We start from the raw sequence: 19806 nt of genomic DNA on the forward strand, positions 1-19806 counted from the left end.
CACTGAGCTGCGGCCGAGGTGCAGGCCAAGCTGCTGCCCAACGAGCAGTACAAGGCGGCGCAACCGATCAAGGATGCGGCGGCGTGGGAAGCCACCTCCAAGGCCCTGCCGCAGAAGTGGCAGGAGCAGGTCATCATCGAAATGGAGTGAGCCCATTCGCTGGCAAGCCAGCGCCCACAGGGTTCTGCGGTGTTCACAAGAACCTGTGGGAGCTGGCTTGCCAGCGAAGAGGCCATCAAGGCTGGCCCAGTACTTCCCGGTAGAACTTCCATTCCTCTTCCAGCGCATGCGCCAGGTTTGCCGCCGTCCTGAACCCATGCCGCTCGGTTGGGTAGAAGTGCCCCTCGGCCCGCACCCCGTTGGCCTTCAACGCCGCCAGCATCGAACGCGTCTGCTCCGGTACCACCACCGCATCCAGCTCGCCCTGGAAGAAAATCACCGGCACCTTGATCTGCGCGGCATGCAGCAGCGGCGTGCGCGCACGGTAGCGCTCGGCATCGCGCTGCGGGTCGCCGATCAGCCAGTCGAGGTAATCGCCCTCGAACTTGTGCGTCGATTGCGTCAGCGCCAGCGGGTCGCTGACGCCGTACAGGCTGGCGCCGCCCCTGAATACGTCGTGGAAGGCCAGCGCGCACAAGGTGGTATAGCCACCCGCGCTACCGCCACGAATGAACGCCTGCGTCGGGTCGACCAACCCTTGCCCTGCCAGGTAGCCCACCACCGCGCAGGCATCCTCCACATCCACCTCACCCCAGCGCAAGTGCAGCGCCTGGCGATAGGCGCGGCCATAACTGCTGCTGCCACGGTAGTTGAGGTCGGCCACGGCAAAGCCGCGCTGGGTCCAGTACTGGATGCGCGGGTCGAGCACCGGGTAGCACGCCGAGGTGGGCCCACCGTGCACGAACACCACCAGCGGCGGCGCTTCGGCAGCGTTCATGGCCGGGTAGAAGAACCCGTGCGCCTGCCCGTCGCCGCTGGGGTAGCTGATGCTGCGCGGCTGGCTGATGTGCTCGCTGGGCAACGGCAGTACACCACCGGCCAGCAACTGCACTGCGTGGCTGCGGCGGTCGATGACGAGGATGGCCGGCGTGCTGATGGCCGAGGCGGCGATGACGTACAGGTGCCGGTCGTCGATGTCCAGGCAGCGGAAGCGGCTGTAGGCACCGCTGTAATCGTCCAGCGTGCCATCGGCACGGCGCACGCCCAGGCGGCTGAAGCCACCCTCGAACCAGCTCGCCAGATACTCGTCGCCACCCAGCGGCAGCCAGGTGCTGGCGCCCAGTTGCCACGGCGCGCCGGCATGGTCGGCAGCGGCGGCGGGCAGTGCCGCCCAGCCGCCTGCCGTTTCGGCCCAGGGCTGCCAGTAGCCGTTGCGGTCCGACAGGCAATACAGGCGCCCGGCAGGATCGAAGCGCGGCTGTTGCAGCGATTCGGGCTGTGCATCGGCACCGGCCACACAGCGCGGCTCGCCCCAGGTATGTGCATCGAGGCGTTCGGCACACACAAGGCGGGTGGCGGTCCACGGTTGTTCCGGCCGGCTCCACTCGATCCAGGCCAGGCGCTGGCCGTCGTCGCTGAGCGTTGGGGCCGCGTAGAAGTCGGCGCCCTCGGCGAGTATCTGGCGGGTGCCGGCCGAGATCGCAACCAACCGGTGTTCGTCAGCGTTTTCTTCCACGGCCAGCACCTGGCCTGCGGCACAGCGCACGTCGCCGTAGCGGCACTGGCCTGCGGTCAATGGCTGCGGTTGGCCGCCGTCAAAGCCCTGGCTGTAGAGCTGCTGGTCGGCTTCGTTGACGAACACCAGGCCATGCTCGCTCAAGCAGAAACTGCCGCCGCCATATTCGTAGACCCGGCTGCGTACGCTGTAGCCATCAGGGGTCAGGCAGCGCGCCTGGCCGTCGCGCCACTGCCAGATCCGGCAGGCGCCGTCCTGGGGGCGGAACTCGTTCCAGAACAGCCCCTGCGGGCTGGCCATGAGTTCGGCGTAGTCGGTGCCGGCGGCAACCGCCTGTTGTGCGCTGAAACGCTCAGCCGCGGGCGATGAGACGGGAGTTTCGATCATTGCGAAAGGTCATCTGGTCGATGGTCTGGCTGGCGGTTTCGGCCTCCTCCCGCGCAGCGAGGATGATCCCGTGGTCCGCCGACTTGGCGCATACCGGGTCGGCATTGCTGGCGTCACCGGTGAGCATGAAGGCCTGGCAGCGGCAGCCACCGAAGTCCTTTTCCTTCTCGTCGCAACTGCGGCACGGCTCGGGCATCCAGTCGTAGCCGCGAAAGCGATTGAAGCCGAACGAGTCATACCATATGTGCTGCATGCTGTGTTCGCGCACGTTGGGAAACTGCACCGGCAGTTGGCGCGCGCCATGGCACGGCAGTGCGGTGCCGTCGGGGGTGACGGTGAGAAAGATGCTGCCCCAGCCGTTCATGCAGCCCTTGGGCCGCTCTTCATAGTAGTCCGGGGTGACGAAGATCAGCTTGCACGGGTTGCCTGCGGCCTGAAGTTTGTCGCGGTACTCGTTGGTGATGCGTTCGGCACGCTCCAACTGCGCGCGGGTCGGCAGCAGGCCGGCGCGGTTCAGGTGTGCCCAGCCATAGAACTGACAGGTGGCGAGTTCGACGAAGTCGGCTTCCAGCGCGATGCACAGCTCGATGATGCGGTCGATCTTGTCGATGTTGTGCCGGTGCGTGACGAAGTTCAGCACCATCGGATAGCCATGTGCCTTGACCGCGCGGGCCATCTCCAGCTTCTGTGCAAAAGCCTTCTTCGAGCCCGCCAGCAGGTTGTTCACCTGCTCGTCGCTGGCCTGGAAGCTGATCTGGATATGGTCCAGGCCGGCGCGCTTGAAGTCGGCGATCTTCTGCTCGGTCAGGCCGATGCCGGAGGTGATCAGGTTGGTGTAGTAGCCCAGCCGGCGGCCCTCGCCGATCAGTTCGGCGAGGTCCTGGCGCACCAGCGGCTCGCCGCCGGAAAAACCCAGCTGTGCGGCGCCCATTTCGCGCGCCTCGGCCATGACCTTGAACCACTGCTCGGTGCTCAGTTCCTTGCCCTGTTCGGCGAAGTCGAGCGGGTTGGAGCAGTACGGGCATTGCAGCGGGCAGCGGTAGGTCAGTTCGGCCAGCAGCCACAGCGGCAGGCCGACTGCGGCTTGGCCGGCAGCTCACTCAAGGACGATCCAGTGTTGCGCACGGGCGACCTCCATGAATTGCTCGATGTCGTCACCGAGTTCGGGTACACCGGGGAATTGCTCATCCAGCGCGGCAATGATCGCGGCCACATCGCGTTCGCCATCGATCAGCCCGCCGATCAGCGCGGCGCTTTCGTTGAGCTTGATCATGCCCTCAGGGTAAAGCAGCACGTGGCCCTTCTGTGCCGGTTCGTACTGGAAGCGGTAGCCGGGGCGCCAGCGTGGCGTGGTTGAACGATCGAAACTCATAAGGTGATCCCCTTGTGCCACACCCGTTCGCTGGTGACGCTGTGGTACGGCGGGCGGTTCAGTTCATAGGCCATGCTCATGGCGTCGAGCATGCTCCAGAGGATGTCGAGCTTGAACTGCAGGATCTCCAGCATGCGCTGCTGGCCCTCGACGGTGGTGTAGTGCTGCAGGGTGATGCTCAGGCCGTGCTCTACATCGCGCCGGGCCTGGCCCAGGCGGGTGCGGAAGTATTCGTAGCCGGCCGGGTCGATCCACGGGTAGTGCTGTGGCCAGCTGTCCAGGCGCGACTGGTGGATCTGCGGCGCGAACAGCTCGGTCAGCGAGCTGCTGGCGGCTTCCTGCCAACTGGCACGACGGGCGAAGTTGACGTAGGCGTCGACCGCAAAGCGCACACCGGGCAGCACCAGCTCTTGCGAACGCAACTGGTCCGGGTCGAGCCCTACAGCCTGGCCCAGGCGCAGCCAGGCTTCGATGCCGCCGTCCTCGCCGGGCGCGCCGTCGTGGTCGAGCAGGCGCTGGATCCACTCGCGGCGGATCTCGCGGTCCGGGCAGTTGGCCAGGATCGCCGCGTCCTTCATCGGGATATTGACCTGGTAGTAGAAGCGGTTGGCGACCCAGCCCTGGATCTGCGCGCGGCTGGCGCGGCCTTCATACATCGCCACGTGGTAGGGGTGATGGATGTGGTAGTAGGCGCCCTTGGCGCGCAAGGCCTGCTCGAAGGCAGCGGGGGACAGCGGTACGGCGTCGCTCATGGGGGCTCCTACAGCTCGATGCTCATGCCGTCGAAGGCCACTTCGACGTTGCGGCGTACCAGTTCGGCGCGCTCGGGGGAGTCTTCATCGAGAATCGGGTTGGTGTTGTTGATGTGGATAAGCACCTTGCGCTGGTCGGGGAAGCCTTCGAGCACTTCGAGCATGCCGCCGGGGCCGTTCTGCGCCAGGTGGCCCATCTCGCGGCCGGTGCGGGTGCCGACACCGCGGCGTTGCATCTCATCATCCTCCCACAGCGTGCCGTCGACCAGCAGGCAGTCGGCGTCCTGCATCATCTGCAGCAGCGTGGCGTCGACCTGGCCCAGGCCCGGTGCATAGAACAGCTTGCCGCCGCTGCGCAGGTCTTCGACCATCAGCCCCAGGTTGTCGCCGGGGTGTGGGTCGAAGCGGTGCGGCGAATAGGGCGGGGCGGCGCTGCGCAGCGGGAACGGAGTGAAGCGCAGGTTCGGGCAGGCCGGGATGACAAAGCTGCCTTCGAGCGCGATGCGATTCCACTGCAGACCGCCGTTCCAGTGGCTGAGCATGGTGAACAGCGGGAAGCCGGTGGTCAGGTCCTGGTGGACCATGTCGGTGCACCATACCTGGTGCGGGCAGCCTTCGCGCAGGCTGAGCAGGCCGGTGGTGTGGTCGATCTGGCTGTCGAGCAGGATGATCGCGTCGATCCCGCTGTCGCGCAGGGCACGGCCTGGCTGCATCGGGGCGAAGCCTTGCAGCTGCGCGCGGATGTCGGGCGAGGCGTTGCACAGCACCCAGTGAATGCCGTCGTCGGACAGGGCGATCGACGACTGGGTGCGCGCATGGGCACGCAGCTGCCGTCACGATAGCCCTTGCAGTTGACGCAGTTGCAGTTCCACTGCGGGAAACCGCCACCGGCGGCGGAACCTAGAATCTGGATGTACATGGCCACTCCTGCACCGTCTGAAAATGAAAACGCCCCGGCTGACCGAGGCGTTGTACCGCAAGCAGACTCAGCGACTTGCGAAATACATGGTCACTTCAAAGCCGATTCGCAGATCAGTGTAAGCAGGTTTGGTCCACATGGGAGTACTCCTTCCGGATAGGTTTGGGGTAGGGCGCTACTTATTTAGGCTGCCAGTGAAACAAGGTGTTACAACGGCCCGGGTAGCGCCATCTTACTAAAAATATTGGACCGTATGGTTAAACGTGCGTGAAAGGTTATTGCGCCACAGGTAACAATTGGCTGTCTTGCGGCGTGCTGGCCAGGTACAGCGCGTTGTCCAGCACGTGCGTGGCGGCGTGTTCGAGTGCGTGGGGTTCTACCGCCAGTATCGCGGCCTGCAAGGTGCTCAGGCTGGGGCTTTGCACACCGGACAAGTACGTCTGCCAGGCCCATTCGGCGACGTCGGCGTTGCTCATGTCGGTTTCGTGGAACTGTGCTGCCAGCGCCTGGCGCGCGTCGGCATCGTCGGCCTGCGCGTGGCTGAAGTCGCACAGCAGGCTGCGCATGTGCCCGAGTATCGAGGCCGGGCTGGCGCTGGGTGACTGCACGCCCAGCAGTATGCCGGTGACGCCGTGGACCTGGCGCAGTGCACTGAACACCGCGTAGCCCAGTTGCAGCTCGACCCGCAGGCGTTGGTAGAAGGGGCCTTGCAGGCGATGGGCGAGCAGGCGATAGACCGCCTCGGCGCCCTCGGGCGCCGGGCAGAACACCAGCAGCGCGTGCTTCCGCCGGCAGGTCGACATGTTGCCACTGGGAGTGGGGCGTGCGCGTGGGGCGCGCGAGCACGCTGGCGCGCCCGGGCACGTGTGCCAGCACCGCGTTGAGTGCCGCTTGCGCCGGCGCTGCAAAACCGCAGGTGATGCCGTGCCAGTCTCCGTGCTGCCAGAGCGCATCCAGCTCGGCCTGGCCAATCAGGCATGATGGCTGCGGGCTGTCGTCGCGCCCGACGAGGTACGTGGGGCAACTGCTGAAGCAGCAGGCGGATGGGGGATGAGGGCAGGTTCGAGGGGCATCGTTGCCGTGCCAGTACTGCTCGCCGGGCACCTGCAGCAGGGCCAGCGCCTGTGCCGTCACGCCGACCACCGCGGCAGGGGGCACCGGCGCAGCGCAGTTGCCAGACGTGTTCGCTGGCACTCAGTTGCAGTTCGACCGAGGCTCGCGTGGCGCGCTCCAGCAACGGCCGCAAGGCCGCTCCAGCACCCGCCACAAGCGTTCGCGCAGTGCCGAGCGTACCTGCCAGCGCAGGTAGACCACGCCATATTCGCGCGCGCTGGCAGCAGCGTGAGCGGGCTCAGGCGGCGGGTGTCGATGCGCTGGCCGCACCGCACAGCGTGGCCGCGAGCAATGGCTCGGCCGCAGGCAATTGCCACGCCTGCCGGGGCGGGCCAGGGAAGCGTGTAAGCAGCGCCGTCAGCGCTGCCAGGCCGGCCTCGTCGAGGGCGGCAAACGGCTGGTCGCTGCTGTCGCGGCGCGCCAGCTCCAGTGCGCCCGCCGCCTGTGCACGTGACGCCTGCAGGCGTGAAAACTCAGGGTTCAGCGCCTCGGGCGCGGTGCTGCGCAGCCAGCGCAACCCGTCCTCCAGCAGGGCTTGTACCTGGTCGGCGGGCGCGCTGTCGGTCAGCTTGAATTGGGTATGCAGCAATGCTTGCCCGGCGAATGTGTACAGCGGTGCAAAACTGAAACCGCGCAGCCAGCCGCGCTCGCGCAGTGTGGCCAGCAGGCCGCCGGGGCGGGTGTCCGAGAGCCAGCTGTCGAGAAACGCGATTGCGCCGGCGGCGCCCTCGGGTAGCTGTTCGTAGCCGTACAGCAGATCCAGTTGGGCGGGCCGTTGCGCCAGCTTTGCGGTGTCGGCGAGCAAGGCCGGCGCCGGGCCTTGCGCACGCGCAAGCCGGCGCAAACAACGCACCTGCATGTTCTGCCAAGCCCTGCAGCACACTCAGCGACTGAGGCCCGACCAGGCTCAGGGTCATCTGCCCGGCGTGATAGAAGCGCTGGTGGAAGTCCTTGAGCGCCTGTTGGAAACGCCCGGCGTACAGCGGCAGGCTATAGCGGTTACCCGCATGGAAAGCCGCCAGCGGGTGTTGCGCCGACACGCACTGCAGCAGGGCGAACTGGCGCTGTGCCTCGGGGTTGCGCGCCCAGGCGATGAACTCGGCATGGATCACCTCGCGCTCGCGTTGTTGCTGTGCCAGGCCTGCCTGCGGCCTGGCGAGCATTTCGCACAGGCGCGTGAGGCCGCCTTCGAATGCGGCGACCGGCACTTCGAAGAAGAAGTCGGTGGTGCGTTCGCGGGTGCTTGCGTTCACCTGGCCGCCCTGGCGCTGCACGTAGCGCATCAGTGCATCGTCGACCGGGAAGCGCGCGTTGCCGAGGAAGAACAGGTGTTCGAGAAAGTGCGCCAGCCCCGGCCACGCCTGCGGCGCATCATGGCTGCCGGCGCGCACCCGTATTGCCGCAGCACAGCGCTTGAGGTGCGGCGCGTGGCGCAGGGTGACCTGCAGGCCGTTGGTCAGGGTGAGGCGGGCGCTGGGCATGACGGCTCCGAAAACGTGCGAACCGTCATGCTAGCGGATAAATCAGTGGTTGCGCGGCCCGCCGTGCAGTTCGCTGCGCAGGTCGTGCAGGTAGGGTGTGCTGGCGCGGCCCTCACGCACCCGTTGCAGTTCCAGGTCGGCCACCAGCAGCGTGGCGTCATGCCCAGCCATGGCCAGCAGGCTGCCATCCGGGCCGACGATGCTGCTTTGGCCGCAATAGCGGATCGGGTCTTCCGCGCCGCAGTAGTTGGCGTAGGCCAGGTAGCACTGGTTCTCCTGCGCGCGCACGCGCACGGTGAACTGGCAGATGAAGTCGTAGGGTTGCATGTTGGCCGTCGGCACCAGGATCAGCTCGGCACCGGCCATGGCCAGGCGCCGGGCATTTTCCGGGAACTCGATGTCGTAGCAGATCAGCAGCCCGACCTGCCAGCCATTGAGCGTGACCACCGGGAAATGCTCGGGGCCGGGGCTGAACATGGCGCGGTCGAGACCGCCGAACAGGTGGGTCTTGCGGTAGTTGGCCAGGCTGCTGCCGTGCGGGTCGATCAACTGCACGCTGTTGTACAGCTGGCCATCGTCGCCACGCTCGGGGTAGCCGTAGACGATGGCGATGCGGTTGGCCTGGGCGATCTCGACCACACGCATGGCCGAGGGGCCGTCCTGCGCTTCGGCCAAACGTGCCACCGCTTCGCTGCCGATGTTGTAGCCGCTGAGGAACATCTCCGGGCACACCAGCAGCTCGGCGCCGCGCGCGGCAGCCAGTTGCGCTGCTGATGCAGGCGCTCCAGGTTGCCGGGCACGTCCAGCGGGTGTGGCGGGCCCTGGTAGAGTGCTATGCGCATGGGGTTCTCCTTTCAGTCGGCCAGGGCAATCGGGCCGATTTGGTTGAAGACGTCGCCCGGGCCCGGGTTGTCGGCGTGGGTACGGCCACCGAAGTGGTGCATGATGCCCCATACCGCGTTGAGCGAGGTCTGCACCGCGCCCTCGACCCAGGCCGGGGTCCAGGATACGTCGTCACCGGCGATGAACATGCCGCGCTGTTCGGCGGGCATGTCCTGCTGCATGAAGTGCGCGTACATGCGCTGATTGTAGCGATAGTGGCCGGGCAGGGCGCCCTTGAAGGCGCCAAGGAAGTGCGGGTCGGCTTCCCACGACACGGTGATCGGGTCACCGATGATGTGCCCGGCGATATCGACCTTGGGGTAGATCTTCTTCAGCGCGTCCAGGGCCAGCTTCACGCGCTTTTCCACCGGGTGCGGGAGCATCTTCAGCGCATCGCTCATCCACGAGTACGACAGGCAGATCACCCCAGGTTTGTCGTCGCCGTTGTCGAACAGATAGGTGCCGCGGGTGAGACGGTCGGTGAGGGTCATGCTCATCAGGTCGCGACCGGTCTGTGGGTCCTTGTCCTTCCAGAACGGGCGGTCGACCATCACGAAGGTCTTCGACGCCTGCATGTAGCGAGTACGGTCCAGGGCCATCCACATCTTCTGCGAGAACAGTGATTCTTCGCATTCGATCTGGGTGGTCAGCAGCCAGCTCTGGCAAGTGGTGAGCACGGCGGCGTAATGGCGGGTGTCGCCCCAGGTGTCGGTAACGGCCAGGCGGCCGTCGGCCGCGCGCGCGATGCTTTTCACGCCTGAGCGCGGTGCGCCATGGTGCAGGCTGCTGAGGCTGGTACCGGCGGGCCAGTGCGCACAGCGCTGCGGCACATGGCGCCAGATGCCCTGCGGCACCTGCTCCACCCCGCCGACCACGAGGTGCTGGTGATCGTCGCAGTTGGTCATCACCACGCGGAAGATTTCCAGCATCGAGTTGGGGAAGTCCGAGTCCCAGCCGCCGGTGCCGAAACCGACCTGGCCGAACACTTCGCGGTGCAGGAAACTGAGCTTGGCGAAGGCCTTGGAGGTGGCCACGAAGTCGTAGAAGGTGCGGTCGTCCCACAGCGGCACCAGGGTGTTCCAGAGTTCCTTGAGGCGCGGTACGTCGCGTTCGCGGATGGCCTGCTGGATATCGCCGAAGCGTGCACCGTCTTCCAGCGCATCGGCCCAGGCGTCGGCGACCTCCTGGAACAGCGCGGGCAGGTCGGCGAGTGTCTCGGCGTAGTGGGTCTGGCCTTCGAGGTCGACCACGGTACTGCCGGAGGCGGGTGTCAGCGGGTTGGGAAACGGGCGGGTTTCAAGCCCGAGTTTGTCGACGTAGTGATAGAAGGCGGTGGACGATACCGGGAAACGCATGCCGCCCAGTTCCGCGACGATGCCATCGGTGCCGGCGAAGCTTTGCGAACGCAGACGCCCGCCCATTTTCGAGGCCTCGTAGACCACCGGCTTGAGGCCCAGCTTCATCAGTTCGTAGGCGGCGACCAGCCCGGCGATACCGGCGCCGACGATGGCGACTTCTTCGCCGTGGCGATCGCTGGGGATGCTGCCCAGGCCGGCCGGGTGCTCGATCCAGTCGTCAAAGGCGAAGGGGAAGTCGGGGCCGAAAATGGTGATGGGTTTTTTGCCGTCGGCGGGGTGGCGATTGTTCTTGTTCATAGGGGACCTGGCCAAGGGCTGCGCGAGAGGCGAAGCTTGAGTATAGGAAATGCCTGGCGGTCATTTTACGGGGCGCGGGTGTTGGTTATTAAGGTACAGAGTGTCGTCGTTTTGTGGTGATTTTGGTCATTGTGACGATGCTGATATGCAGAATGATGCGTGTGTACGCTGGCTCTGCGCGTGTTGATCACCTCGGCGCTGTGAGTGTCAAACCGGCTGGCCGCGGTCCACCTTGCTGCTGAGGATGATCGAGGTGGTGGTCTTTTCCACCCCTTCGACGTTGCCGATCTGGTCCAGCAGTTGGTCCAGTTGCTCCGGCGAGTCGCTGCGCAGCCACGCCACGTAGTCGTACTCGCCGCTCACCGCACACAACTGCTGAACCTGGCCCATGGCACTCAATCGGCGCACCACGTCCTTGCCTGCTCGTGGGCGTACGGTGATGCCGACGTACGCCTGCAAGCCACCGTCGATCACCCGTTGGCCCAGGCGTACACCGTAACCACTGATGACGTGGGTGTTTTCCAGGCGCGCCAGGCGCGAGGTCACGGTGGTGCGCGCAATGCCCAGTTGGCGGGCCAGCATGGCCACGCTTTCACGGGCGTTGATCTGCAGGGCGGCAATCAGTTGGCGGTCGATTTCGTCGAGGGCTGCGGGGCGGGTGGGCATGGACAGGGTTCGTTTCAGTTGGCTCGATAGGTGAGCCGATTAACGCAGCTAATCGGCTCACTGTCCACGGTGCAGCGATCAGCCAGCCGTCGGGGGTCTATGCCCTCAGCCTGGCCAGCTCATCCGGCTGAAAACCTCCTGTGCACACACCACCCGGGGTGACATTCGTCAGCGAATGTTTGTAATGGGAATGATTCGCTATTAAGGTGCGCGCGGTCGCCATGCGTATTCGTGGCTTTTTTGGGCTTCCCGGGCTGGGGCGTGCCATGTCGCAACCTGAAACCGACTCGATCTCCCTTGATGTGCTCTACGGTGCGCACCACGGCTGGCTGCATGGCTGGTTGCGGCGTTCGGTAGGGTGTTCGCAGCACGCCGCGGACCTGGCGCAGGACACGTTCCTGCGCCTGCTGGTGCGTGGTCAACCGGTCAGCAACCTGGCGCCACGGGCCTTGCTCGCGCGGATCGCGCGGGGCCTGATGATCGATCACTGGCGGCGCGATGCACTGGAGCGGGCCTATCTCGAGACCCTGGCGCAATTGCCCGTGAGCAGCCATCCATCACCGGAGGTTCGCCACCAGCTCTGCAGTGCCTGGAGCGCATCGCGCAGTTGCTCGACGGTCTCAAGCCGGCGGTGCGTGAAGCCTTTATGCTGTATCAACTGGGCGGTTTGAGCCACGCGCAGGTGGCGCTGGAACTGGGTGTGTCCAGCCGCACCGTCGAGCGCCATGTGGCCAGCGCGCTGCTGCACTGCTATCGCGTGTGTTTCGAGGAGCAGCCGTGAAGGTGAAGGCCGAGCGCCTGCCTGAGCCCATCGTCCGGGCGGCCATTGCCTGGCAGATGCGCTTGCGTGCCAATGCCGCCAGTGCCGAGGTGCAGTGCCAGTTCCAGGAGTGGCTGGGCCGCGATGCCCGCCATCTGCTCGCCTGGCAACGCTTGCAGCAGATGGGCGGGCTGTTCCGGGCCAGCCCGTTGCCCGATGCAGCCCAGACCATCCCTTTGTTGCGTCGGGCCGACGTGGACCTGGGACGGCGCCGCGCGTTGAAGGTGCTCGGCCTGGGCGCGGCAGGTGCCACGCTGCTGGCGGTCAATGCGCCGCCGGCCTGGCATGCCGACTTCTCCACGGCCATTGGCGAGCGTCGGCAGTTCACGCTGGCGGACGGTGCGCAGGTGCTGCTCAACACCGGCAGTGCGCTGGATGTACAGGGGCGCGAGCTGGTGCTGCGTGCCGGCGAAGTGCTGGTGGAGGGCGTCCTATGGCAGGCGCGCTGCCGCTTTGCCGGGTGCGAGGGGCAGCAGGCCCGCGTGCTGTTGCGCGAGCAGGATGGCTACAGCGAGATTCGCGTGGTGCGTGGCCAGGTGCAGGTTCGCGCTGCAGGCCAGCAGCGCCTGCTGCAGGCGGGCGAGGGCCTGGGCGTGTCGGCCCAGGGCATGACCCCGCTGGCCCCTGGGCCGCTCGACCCGTTTGCCTGGGCGCGTGGCCTGATGGTGGTCAACGATATTCGCCTGGCCGCGTTCCTGGCCGAGGCCGGGCGTTACCGCAAGGGCTGGCTGGGCTGCGACAGTGCCGTGGCCGAGCTGCGCCTGTCCGGGGTGTTCCGCTTGGACGAGCCGATGCAGATGCTGCGCAACATCAGCCATTTGTTGCCGGTGAAAATCGTCGAGCGAACCCGTTGGTGGGTTCGCATCGTGGCAGTGGCATAAAAAACTGTCGGACTTTTTCGACTCGTCCGGTTAGGGAAGATCATTCTCTCAATGGATACCCTCATGCGTTCTGCCAAACCCCTGCCGCTCCCTCACGCGCCGCGTGCGCTGCCCATGGCTGTGTGCCTGGTGCTGGCCTTGATGGGCACTGCCGCGAGCCTGCCGGTGCAGGCCGCAACACCTGCCTCTGCGGCGGCTGCACCGCGCATTGCGGCCGGGCCGCTGGGGCAGGCGTTGAGCACGTTCGCCGAACGCGCAGGCATCACCCTGTCGTATTCGCCGCAACAGGTGCGCGGCCTGAACAGCCCGGGCCTGGCCGGCGGCGGGTCGCTGGAGGACGGGCTGGCGGCCCTGCTGGGCAGCAGCGGCCTGGTGGCGCGCAAGACGGCGTCCGGCTATGTGGTGGTGCCGGCGCCGACCGCGTCGAGCCTTGAACTGGATGCCACCAGCATTGATGCAAGCGCCGTGCAAAGCGCGTTTGCCCCGGTTACGGGGTACTTCGCCAGCACGGCCAGCAGCGCCACCAAGACCGATCGGCCAATCCTGGAAACCGCGCAGAGCATCAGCGTGGTGACCGCCGAGCAGATCGCCGACCGCAAGGTCAACCGGGTGGAGGACGCGGTGGCCTACAGCGCAGGCGTGCGGGTGGGCAGTTCGGGGCTTGATCCGCGTTTCGACATGATCAGCGTGCGCGGTTTCGAGACCACCATGCCGCCGACTTCCTCGACGGCCTGCGTCAGCCCGGCAGCGGCTGGCTGTCGTTGTACTCCACCGAGGCCTACAACCTGGAACGTATCGAGGTGCTCAAGGGCCCGGCCTCGGTGCTTTACGGGCAGATCAGCCCGGGCGGCATGGTCAACCGGGTGAGCAAGCGACCCAGCCTGCAGGCCAGCAACGAAGTGCAGGTGCAATCCGGCAATTACAACCATCAACAGGGCCAGTTCGATATCGGTGGTCGCCTGGATGAGGACGGTGATGTGCTGTTTCGAAGCGTCGGCGTGTATCGCGATGCCGAGAACTACATCGAACAACTGAACAACGATGTGCGCATGCTCGCGCCGTCGCTGAGCTGGCAGATCGACCCCGACACCAGCTTGACCGTGCTGGCGCAGTACCAGGAGCGTGAAACCGCAGGCTCGCCGATGCTCTACCAGCAAGGTGACCACCTGACCAACTTCTGGCAGGGCGACGAATACTTCGACAAGCTGGAGCAGCGCCAGTGGACGCTCGGCTACGAGTTCGAGCACCGCTTCAACGACACCTTCACCTTCCAGCAGAACCTGCGTTATGGCCAGGTGAACACCACCAACCAGTACCTGGAGCCGACGGACGCCGGCGATGGTCACACCCTCAACCGTGATGCGATCGGTGTCTACGAGGACATGTCTTCGCTGTCGACCGACACCCGGCTGGTCAGCCGTTTCGACACCGGTGCGCTGCGCCACACGCTGGTCAGCGGCTGGGACTACGCGCTGGTCGAGACCTCGCTGTTGTATGCCATGGCCCGGGCCCGTCGCTGGACCGGCATGCACCGGACTACCACCAGCCGGTGGCGCGCCCGAGCGACCCGCTGGCCGACGAAGACGGGCTGGAGCACCGCAGCGGCGTATACCTGCAGGACCAGCTCGAGATCGATCGCTGGCGCCTGTCGGCTGGCCTGCGCCGCGACTTCGTGCATGTACGGCGCAGCAACAACCTGGCCGATACAAACCGCAAGGACACCGACTCGGCGACCACCGGCCAGCTCGGCGTGCTCTACCTGTTCGACAACGGCATTGCGCCGTACGCCAGCTACGCCACCTCGTTCCTGCCGCAGAGCAGCAGCCAGCCTGATGGCTCGCCGTACAAGGCGACCGAGGGCAAGCAGTACGAAGTGGGCCTGAAGTACCAGCCGCCAGGCACCGAGACGATGCTGACGGCGTCGCTCTATCACCTGACCCAGCGCAACGTGCTCAACCGCGACCTGTCCGACCCGCTCAAGAGCATCGCGACGGGCGAGCAGGTATCCCGCGGGCTTGAACTGGAAGCCGTATCCGACCTGAGCGAGCGTCTGAGAATGACTGCCAGCTACAGCTACAACGACGCCGAGGTGACCCAAAGCAATGACGGCAACGAAGGCAAGGCACCGCTGAACGTGCCGCGCCACCTGGCATCGCTGTGGCTCGATTACCGCCTGCCGTTCGGCCTGGGAGTGTCGGGTGGTGCGCGCTATACCGGCAGCAACTATGGCGACAATGACAACAGGGTGAAGAACGAGGGCTACACGCTGGTCGATGCCGGTGTGCATTACGACTTCGGTGGTGGCCTGGACGGGGTGCGTCTGGCTTTCAACGTGCGCAACCTGGCCGACAAGCGCTACATCAATTGTCAGCAGGGTTATTGCTATCGGGGCGAGGCCCGCAGCCTGGTCACCAGTCTGAGCTATCGCTGGTAAGGAGAACGAGCATGATTGGCAGAGTAATGGTTTGGCTGGGTGCACTGGTGCTCAGTGGTGTTGCGGCGGTGCAGGCGCAGCCGGTGACGCTCGATGGCACCGAGCAGTGGACGATGAACAGTGCCGAGGGGCGCGAGTACCGCATCATGATCAGCCTGCCGGAGGGCGATGTGCCGTGGACGGGTGGCTATCCGGTGATCTACCTGCTGGACGGCAACGCCTACTTCCCGGCCTTTCATGCGGCCAAGCGCGCGCAGGACCGGCTGCGCGGCGCGATCCTGGTAGCCATCGGCTACCCGAGCGATACGCCGCTGGACTTCGAGCGCCGTGCATTCGACCTGTCGCCGCCGCAGCCGGCCGAGCGTAATACCCCGCCACAGGGCGGGCAGGACCTGTTCCTGGCGTTCATCGAGAAGCGCCTGATGCCCAAGGTGGCCGAGCGCTTCAAGGTCGACCCGGACCAGCGCAGCCTGGTAGGGCATTCGTTTGGCGGCATGTTCGGGGTGTATGCGCTGTTTACCCGGCCGGCGTTGTTCCAGCATGTGGTGGCGGTGAGCCCGAGCCTGTGGTGGCGCGATCGTTACCTGATGGCGCCGGAGCGTGCGTTCATCAAGCAGGCGCATGCAGGGCAGGTGGACCTGACCCATCGCAGCCTGACGTTGCTGATGGGCGAGCGCGACATGGTGCAGGAGATCCAGGACGCACGCGCGTTGCAACTGCGCCTGCAGGACTTGTCGCAGTACGGGCTGCGCAGCGATTTCCAGATCGAGGCGGGCGAGGACCACATGTCGGTGCCGTTTCGCATCCCTACGCGGGTGCTGGATGAGTTGATCAGTACGCGGCGGTTTTGAGGGGGCGTTTAAAGCGACCATTCATGCAAAAGCCGCGCAATGCGCGGCTTTCGATTTGGTGGGCCCACACGGACTTGAACCGTGGACCAAAGGATTATGAGTCCTCTGCTCTAACCAACTGAGCTATAGGCCCCAGTGGACGCGGATTATAGCGAGGGTTTCGAGGCTGTGCTATCCGAAAGATCCGAAACTGCCCGGCGCAGAAAGGTCGCGGCAAATTCCGCCGCCGGCAACGGCAGGCTGACGATGTAGCCCTGGATCTGCTCGCACCCCTCGGCCGCCAGAAACTGCTGCTGCGCCTGGGTCTCCACACCCTCGGCAATGATGGTCAACTGCATGCTGCGCCCCAGCGCGATGATCGCCCGCGCAATCGCCGCATCGTGCGGGTCGTCCGGCAAACCGCGGATGAACGACTGGTCGATCTTGAGGATGTCCAGCGGCAGGCGCTTGAGGTAGCTGAGCGAGGAATAACCGGTGCCGAAGTCGTCGATCGCCAGTTGCACGCCCAGGCGCTTGAGCTGATGCAGGATGGCCAGCGCCTCTTCGGCCTGGCTCATGATGAAGTTCTCGGTGATCTCCAACTGCAGGTCGCCAGCCCTGAGCTGATAGGTCTTGAGCAACTGCTCGATGCGCTTGACCAGCAGCGGCTGGCGCAACTGCGCCCCGGCCAGGTTGACCGACAGTGGCCCGAACGCAAGGTAGTGCTGTTTCCATGACTGCATCTGCCGGCAGGCGTGCTCCAGCACCCAGTCACCCAGTTGCAGGATCATGCCGTTCTCTTCGGCCAACGCAATGAAGTGCTCGGGCGGTACGTCGCCAAAGCTCGGGTGATGCCAGCGAATCAGCGCTTCGGCGCCGACCAGGCTCTGGGTCTTGAGGCTGAACTTGGGCTGGTAGCTCAAGCTCAGTTCATTGCGCTCGATGGCACGGCGCAGCGCATGCTCCAGGGCAATCCGTTCGGCTGCCTGGGCGGTCAGGTCGCGGGTGTAGCTCTCGACCCGGTTGCGGCCCTTGGCCTTGGAGCGGTACATCGCCGCGTCCGCGTTGCGGATCAGCGAGGCAACGTCGGTGCCGTCCTGCGGGTACAGGCTGGTGCCGATGCTGGCACTGGTGAAGAACTCGTGTTCGCCAGCCTGGAACGGTGCGCCGAAGCAGGTCAGCAGCTTGTTGGCGATATGCCCGGCATCGCTGGCCTGGTGCAGGCCCGGCAGCAGGATGATGAACTCGTCACCGCCCAGCCGCGCCACGGTATCGATGTCGCGCACCTGTTCTTTCAGGCGCTGTGCAATCGCCTTGAGCAGCAGGTCGCCGACCGGGTGGCCGAGGCTGTCGTTGATGTGCTTGAAGCGGTCCAGGTCGAGGAACAACACCGCGCCCTGGCGACTCTGTGGGCAACTGAGCGCGGCCAGCAGCCGGCTCTCGAACAGGGTGCGGTTGGGCAGGCCGGTCAGCGGGTCATGGTGGGCCTGGTAGTCGAGCTTGGCCTGGGCGTGCTTGAGGCTGGAGATATCGGCAAACACCGCCACGAAGTGGGTGATGTCGCGGTCGGGGTTGCGCACCGCGCTGATGGTCAGCCAGGCCGGGTAGAGTTCGCCATTCTTGCGCCGGTTCTGGATCTCGCCCTGCCAATGGCCTTCGGCGCTCAACTGGTGCCACAGCGCCGCATAGAAGGCGCTGTCGTGCTGGCCCGAGGCGAGCAGGCGCGGTGTCTGCCCCAGCGCCTCGAACTCGCTGTAACCGGTGATTTCGCTGAAGGCGCGATTGACGGCACTGATGCGCTGGTCGATATCGGTGATCAGTACGCCTTCGGCGGTGTTTTCGAATACGGTGGCCGCCAGTTGCAGCTTTTCCTGCATCAGGTGGCGTTCGGTGATGTCGCGGGCAATGGTCAGCATGCAGTCGACGCCGGCAATCGGCAGCGGGCGTGCCGACAGCTCGCACAGGCGGATCTGCCCGTCGGCACGGCGTATGTGGCAACTGAAGTCACGCACGAAACCGTGCTCCTTCAGGCGTTCGAGCATGGCGCGCCGCTCGTTCAGGTCGACCCAGATACCCAGGTCGAGGGTGGTGTGGTCCAGCGACAGGTGGCTCTCGAAGCCGGTCAGGCGACAGAAGCCCTCGTTCACTTCGAGCAGCAGGCCGTCGCTCTGGCGTGACAGCAGCAGCCCGTCGGGCGAGGCGTGGAAGGCCTTGGCGAACTTTTCTTCGGAGGTCTGCAATTGCTCCTGGGTGTGCTTCAACTGGCTGATGTCGCGTACCGCCACCACCAGCGCCGGCGTGCTGTCCAGGTCGAAGATCTCGGCCGAGGTGAGCCCGGTGAACACCTGGCCATTGCTGCGTCGGAACGGCATCTCCAGGTTGCGGATGTTGCCGGCCTGCAAACGCTGCAGCACGCTCGGGCCTGCGCCTTCGATGCCCCACAGGTTGAGCTCGGTGGCAGTGCGGCCGATCACCTGGTCCTGGCCCATGCCGATCTGTTCTTCGAACGCCTCGTTCACCTCCAGCAGGCAGCCGTCGCTGACCCGGGCGATGAGCAGGATGTCCGGGCATTGCTGGAACACCGAGGCAAATTTCTGCTCGGACAGGCGCAGGGCGTGTTCGGTGTTCTTGGTTTCACTGATGTCGATCATCAGGCCGCGCATGACCGGTGTGTGCCCGTGCTCGATGAGGCTGACGATGTCACGCACCCAGAGGATGCTGCCGTCGGCGCGAATCACCCGGTAGTCGAGGCTGTGGTCGCGCCCTGCGGCGGTTTCGCTGTCGCAATAGGCCTGGGCCCACAACGCATCGTCCGGGTGCAGGATGTCACGCCAGAAGCCTGCCTTGAGCCACTGGCTGACCGGGTAGCCAAGCAGTTCCTCGGCGTGCGGTGAAACGTAGCTGTAGGTGAAGTCGTTGGCGTCGGCTTCCCAGGCAATCGCCGAGAGGCTTTCGACCAGGCCGCGGTAGTGGTACTCGCTGCTGCGCAGTTCCTGCTCCAGGGCGATGCGCCGGGAGATTTCGGAGCTGAGCCGGCGGTTCACACGGATTACCGCGGCCAGGATGGCCACCAGCAGCAGGATGCCGGGCAGGCCGTAAATCAGCAGGTCCTGCCACAGGTTGCGGTTGTCCAGGACCTTGCCCACCCAGCGCTCCTGGATGTGATTGATCTCGGTCGCGCTCATGTCGGAGAGCACCTTGTCGAGAATGCCGACCAGGATCTTCTGCTCGCGCGGTACGGCCATCGCCAGTTGATAGCGGTAGGGTGTTTCACCGCTGACGTAGAGCCCTTCGAGCCGGAGCTGGCGCAGGCTCCAGACGCTCGATGCGAGGTCGCCGACCACCGCATCCACTTCATCGGTTGCCAGCGCCTGAAGGGCCGAGCTGACATTGGGCAGTGCCAGCAGGTTGAGGTCCGGATGGTGGGTGCGCAGCAGTTCGTGGGGGGCGTAGTTCTCCACCACGGCGATCTTCAGCCCGTACAGGTCCTTGAGGTCGCGGGGCCTGGGCCCGCCCTCATGGGCCAGGATCACAATGGGGAAATCCAGGTAGGGGCGGGTGAACGCCAGGTAGCTCTGGCGTTCGGGGGTGGACATGATGCCGGGCAGCAGGTCCAGTTTGTTGTGCCGGGCCTGTTCGAGCACCGCAGACCAGCTGACCGGCTCGATCGGCGTGAACTGTGTGCCCAGGCGCTCCTGGATCACGGCGATGTAGTCGGCGGCCAATCCCTGGTAGTGGCCCTCGTGGTCCCGGTATTCGAACGGTGGCCATGAGGCGTCGACGCCCAGGCGCAGCTGCGGATGGGCGCTGAGCCAGGCCTGCTCTTCGTCGGTCAGGGTCAAGGCGCCGGCCGTTGCACTCCAGACCAGCAGGAGGTGCAGCCAAAGGGCCGGCAGTCTGGGCATAGCGGCCTCGTCGCACAAGTGGATTGGTTCGAGT

Annotated in this window: 15 protein-coding genes, 1 tRNA gene and 5 pseudogenes; 7 read left to right on the plus strand and 14 right to left on the minus strand. The window is 65.5% G+C overall.

Translation table 11 applies throughout. The features are described from left to right. Positions 1 to 12: 12 nt before the first annotated feature. Positions 13 to 150 (plus strand): annotated as a pseudogene (locus G3436_RS13410) (ABC transporter substrate-binding protein); the annotation flags it as partial. 85 nt (positions 151 to 235) lie between these two features. Here the strand turns inward: G3436_RS13410 and G3436_RS13415 are convergent. From G3436_RS13415 to G3436_RS13445, 7 genes and pseudogenes are all read right to left on the minus strand, one after another. Then, the gene (locus G3436_RS13415; protein ID WP_163945679.1) at positions 236 to 2062 is read right to left on the minus strand and encodes an alpha/beta hydrolase family protein; all 1827 of its coding nucleotides are present in this window, start codon (positions 2060 to 2062) and stop codon (positions 236 to 238) included. Then, on the minus strand, positions 2028 to 3134 hold the full coding sequence (pqqE, locus tag G3436_RS13420; RefSeq protein ID WP_163945771.1) for a pyrroloquinoline quinone biosynthesis protein PqqE: 1107 nt from the start codon (positions 3132 to 3134) through the stop codon (positions 2028 to 2030). The genes G3436_RS13415 and pqqE overlap by 35 nt, the downstream gene beginning before the upstream one ends. Before the next feature lie 24 nt (positions 3135 to 3158). Beyond that, positions 3159 to 3434: a pyrroloquinoline quinone biosynthesis peptide chaperone PqqD gene (pqqD, locus tag G3436_RS13425; protein WP_163945682.1), complete on the minus strand. Its 276-nt coding sequence runs from the start codon at positions 3432 to 3434 to the stop codon at positions 3159 to 3161. Next, a complete protein-coding gene (pqqC, locus tag G3436_RS13430) occupies positions 3431 to 4186 on the minus strand; it encodes a pyrroloquinoline-quinone synthase PqqC (RefSeq protein ID WP_163945684.1) in 756 nt (251 codons plus the stop codon). The genes pqqD and pqqC overlap by 4 nt, the downstream gene beginning before the upstream one ends. Positions 4187 to 4194: 8 nt before the next feature. Then, positions 4195 to 5105, minus strand: a pseudogene (gene pqqB, locus G3436_RS13435) (pyrroloquinoline quinone biosynthesis protein PqqB). A 67-nt stretch (positions 5106 to 5172) separates the two neighbouring features. Next, complete coding sequence (gene pqqA, locus G3436_RS13440) at positions 5173 to 5244, minus strand: pyrroloquinoline quinone precursor peptide PqqA (protein ID WP_008365141.1); 72 nt, start codon at positions 5242 to 5244, stop codon at positions 5173 to 5175. Positions 5245 to 5380: 136 nt separating this feature from the next. Next, complete coding sequence (locus G3436_RS13445) at positions 5381 to 5908, minus strand: hypothetical protein (RefSeq protein ID WP_163945686.1); 528 nt, start codon at positions 5906 to 5908, stop codon at positions 5381 to 5383. 272 nt (positions 5909 to 6180) lie between these two features. On the opposite strand from G3436_RS13445, the gene G3436_RS13450 reads away from it, so the two are divergent. Continuing rightward, positions 6181 to 6414, plus strand: a complete 234-nt coding sequence (locus tag G3436_RS13450; RefSeq protein WP_163945688.1) for a hypothetical protein — start codon at positions 6181 to 6183, stop codon at positions 6412 to 6414. 42 nt (positions 6415 to 6456) lie between these two features. Here the strand turns inward: G3436_RS13450 and G3436_RS13455 are convergent, their stop codons facing one another. From G3436_RS13455 to G3436_RS13475, 5 genes and pseudogenes are all read right to left on the minus strand, one after another. Beyond that, complete coding sequence (locus G3436_RS13455; protein WP_163945691.1) at positions 6457 to 6735, minus strand: hypothetical protein; 279 nt, start codon at positions 6733 to 6735, stop codon at positions 6457 to 6459. Continuing rightward, a complete protein-coding gene (gene pqqF / locus G3436_RS13460; protein WP_163945693.1) occupies positions 6692 to 7699 on the minus strand; it encodes a pyrroloquinoline quinone biosynthesis protein PqqF in 1008 nt (335 codons plus the stop codon). Before pqqF ends, G3436_RS13455 begins: the two co-directional genes overlap by 44 nt. Positions 7700 to 7741: 42 nt before the next feature. Further along, positions 7742 to 8541 (minus strand): annotated as a pseudogene (locus tag G3436_RS13465) (carbon-nitrogen hydrolase family protein). Between the two features lie 12 nt (positions 8542 to 8553). After that, the gene (locus G3436_RS13470; RefSeq protein ID WP_163945697.1) at positions 8554 to 10236 is read right to left on the minus strand and encodes a flavin monoamine oxidase family protein; all 1683 of its coding nucleotides are present in this window, start codon (positions 10234 to 10236) and stop codon (positions 8554 to 8556) included. 207 nt (positions 10237 to 10443) lie between these two features. Beyond that, positions 10444 to 10902: an Lrp/AsnC family transcriptional regulator gene (locus tag G3436_RS13475; RefSeq protein WP_163945700.1), complete on the minus strand. Its 459-nt coding sequence runs from the start codon at positions 10900 to 10902 to the stop codon at positions 10444 to 10446. Positions 10903 to 11168: 266 nt separating this feature from the next. Between G3436_RS13475 and G3436_RS13480 the strand changes: the two are divergent. The 5 genes and pseudogenes from G3436_RS13480 to G3436_RS13495 all read left to right on the plus strand — a co-directional run bounded on the left by G3436_RS13480 (position 11169) and on the right by G3436_RS13495 (position 15888). Continuing rightward, a pseudogene (locus G3436_RS13480) lies at positions 11169 to 11683 on the plus strand (sigma-70 family RNA polymerase sigma factor). Continuing rightward, positions 11680 to 12603 carry a DUF4880 domain-containing protein gene (locus G3436_RS13485; protein WP_163945703.1) on the plus strand — a complete coding sequence of 308 codons (924 nt, stop codon included), beginning with the start codon at positions 11680 to 11682 and terminating at the stop codon, positions 12601 to 12603. The pseudogene G3436_RS13480 and the gene G3436_RS13485 overlap by 4 nt, the downstream one beginning before the upstream one ends. A 141-nt stretch (positions 12604 to 12744) precedes the next feature. Further along, a pseudogene (locus G3436_RS27605) lies at positions 12745 to 13251 on the plus strand (STN domain-containing protein); the annotation flags it as partial. Positions 13252 to 14152: 901 nt separating this feature from the next. After that, positions 14153 to 15037, plus strand: a complete 885-nt coding sequence (locus G3436_RS27610) for a TonB-dependent siderophore receptor (RefSeq protein ID WP_338001251.1) — start codon at positions 14153 to 14155, stop codon at positions 15035 to 15037. An 11-nt stretch (positions 15038 to 15048) separates the two neighbouring features. Continuing rightward, a complete protein-coding gene (locus tag G3436_RS13495) occupies positions 15049 to 15888 on the plus strand; it encodes an alpha/beta hydrolase (protein ID WP_163945706.1) in 840 nt (279 codons plus the stop codon). A 56-nt stretch (positions 15889 to 15944) separates the two neighbouring features. Here G3436_RS13495 and G3436_RS13500 read toward each other — a convergent pair. Together G3436_RS13500 and G3436_RS13505 are read right to left on the minus strand one after the other, a co-directional pair. Beyond that, a tRNA-Ile gene (locus G3436_RS13500) sits at positions 15945 to 16021 on the minus strand. A 13-nt stretch (positions 16022 to 16034) separates the two neighbouring features. Beyond that, entirely contained in the window at positions 16035 to 19772 is a 3738-nt protein-coding gene (locus G3436_RS13505) for an EAL domain-containing protein (protein WP_163945710.1), read from the minus strand. Between the last annotated feature and the right edge of the window lie 34 nt (positions 19773 to 19806).

It is taken from the genome of Pseudomonas brassicae, assembly GCF_010671725.1.
GTDB lineage: Bacteria > Pseudomonadota > Gammaproteobacteria > Pseudomonadales > Pseudomonadaceae > Aquipseudomonas > Aquipseudomonas brassicae.

Bases quoted from the DNA above. Each gene is read 5' to 3' on its own strand.
- G3436_RS13495 (WP_163945706.1), top strand. From the start codon at position 15,049: ATGATTGGCAGAGTAATGGTTTGGCTGGGTGCACTGGTGCTCAGTGGT.
- pqqC (WP_163945684.1), bottom strand. From the start codon at position 4,186: ATGAGCGACGCCGTACCGCTGTCCCCCGCTGCCTTCGAGCAGGCCTTG.
- G3436_RS13470 (WP_163945697.1), bottom strand. From the start codon at position 10,236: ATGAACAAGAACAATCGCCACCCCGCCGACGGCAAAAAACCCATCACC.
- G3436_RS13505 (WP_163945710.1), bottom strand. From the start codon at position 19,772: ATGCCCAGACTGCCGGCCCTTTGGCTGCACCTCCTGCTGGTCTGGAGT.
- G3436_RS13415 (WP_163945679.1), bottom strand. From the start codon at position 2,062: ATGATCGAAACTCCCGTCTCATCGCCCGCGGCTGAGCGTTTCAGCGCA.
- pqqD (WP_163945682.1), bottom strand. From the start codon at position 3,434: ATGAGTTTCGATCGTTCAACCACGCCACGCTGGCGCCCCGGCTACCGC.
- G3436_RS13445 (WP_163945686.1), bottom strand. From the start codon at position 5,908: ATGTCGACCTGCCGGCGGAAGCACGCGCTGCTGGTGTTCTGCCCGGCG.
- pqqF (WP_163945693.1), bottom strand. From the start codon at position 7,699: ATGCCCAGCGCCCGCCTCACCCTGACCAACGGCCTGCAGGTCACCCTG.
- G3436_RS13475 (WP_163945700.1), bottom strand. From the start codon at position 10,902: ATGCCCACCCGCCCCGCAGCCCTCGACGAAATCGACCGCCAACTGATT.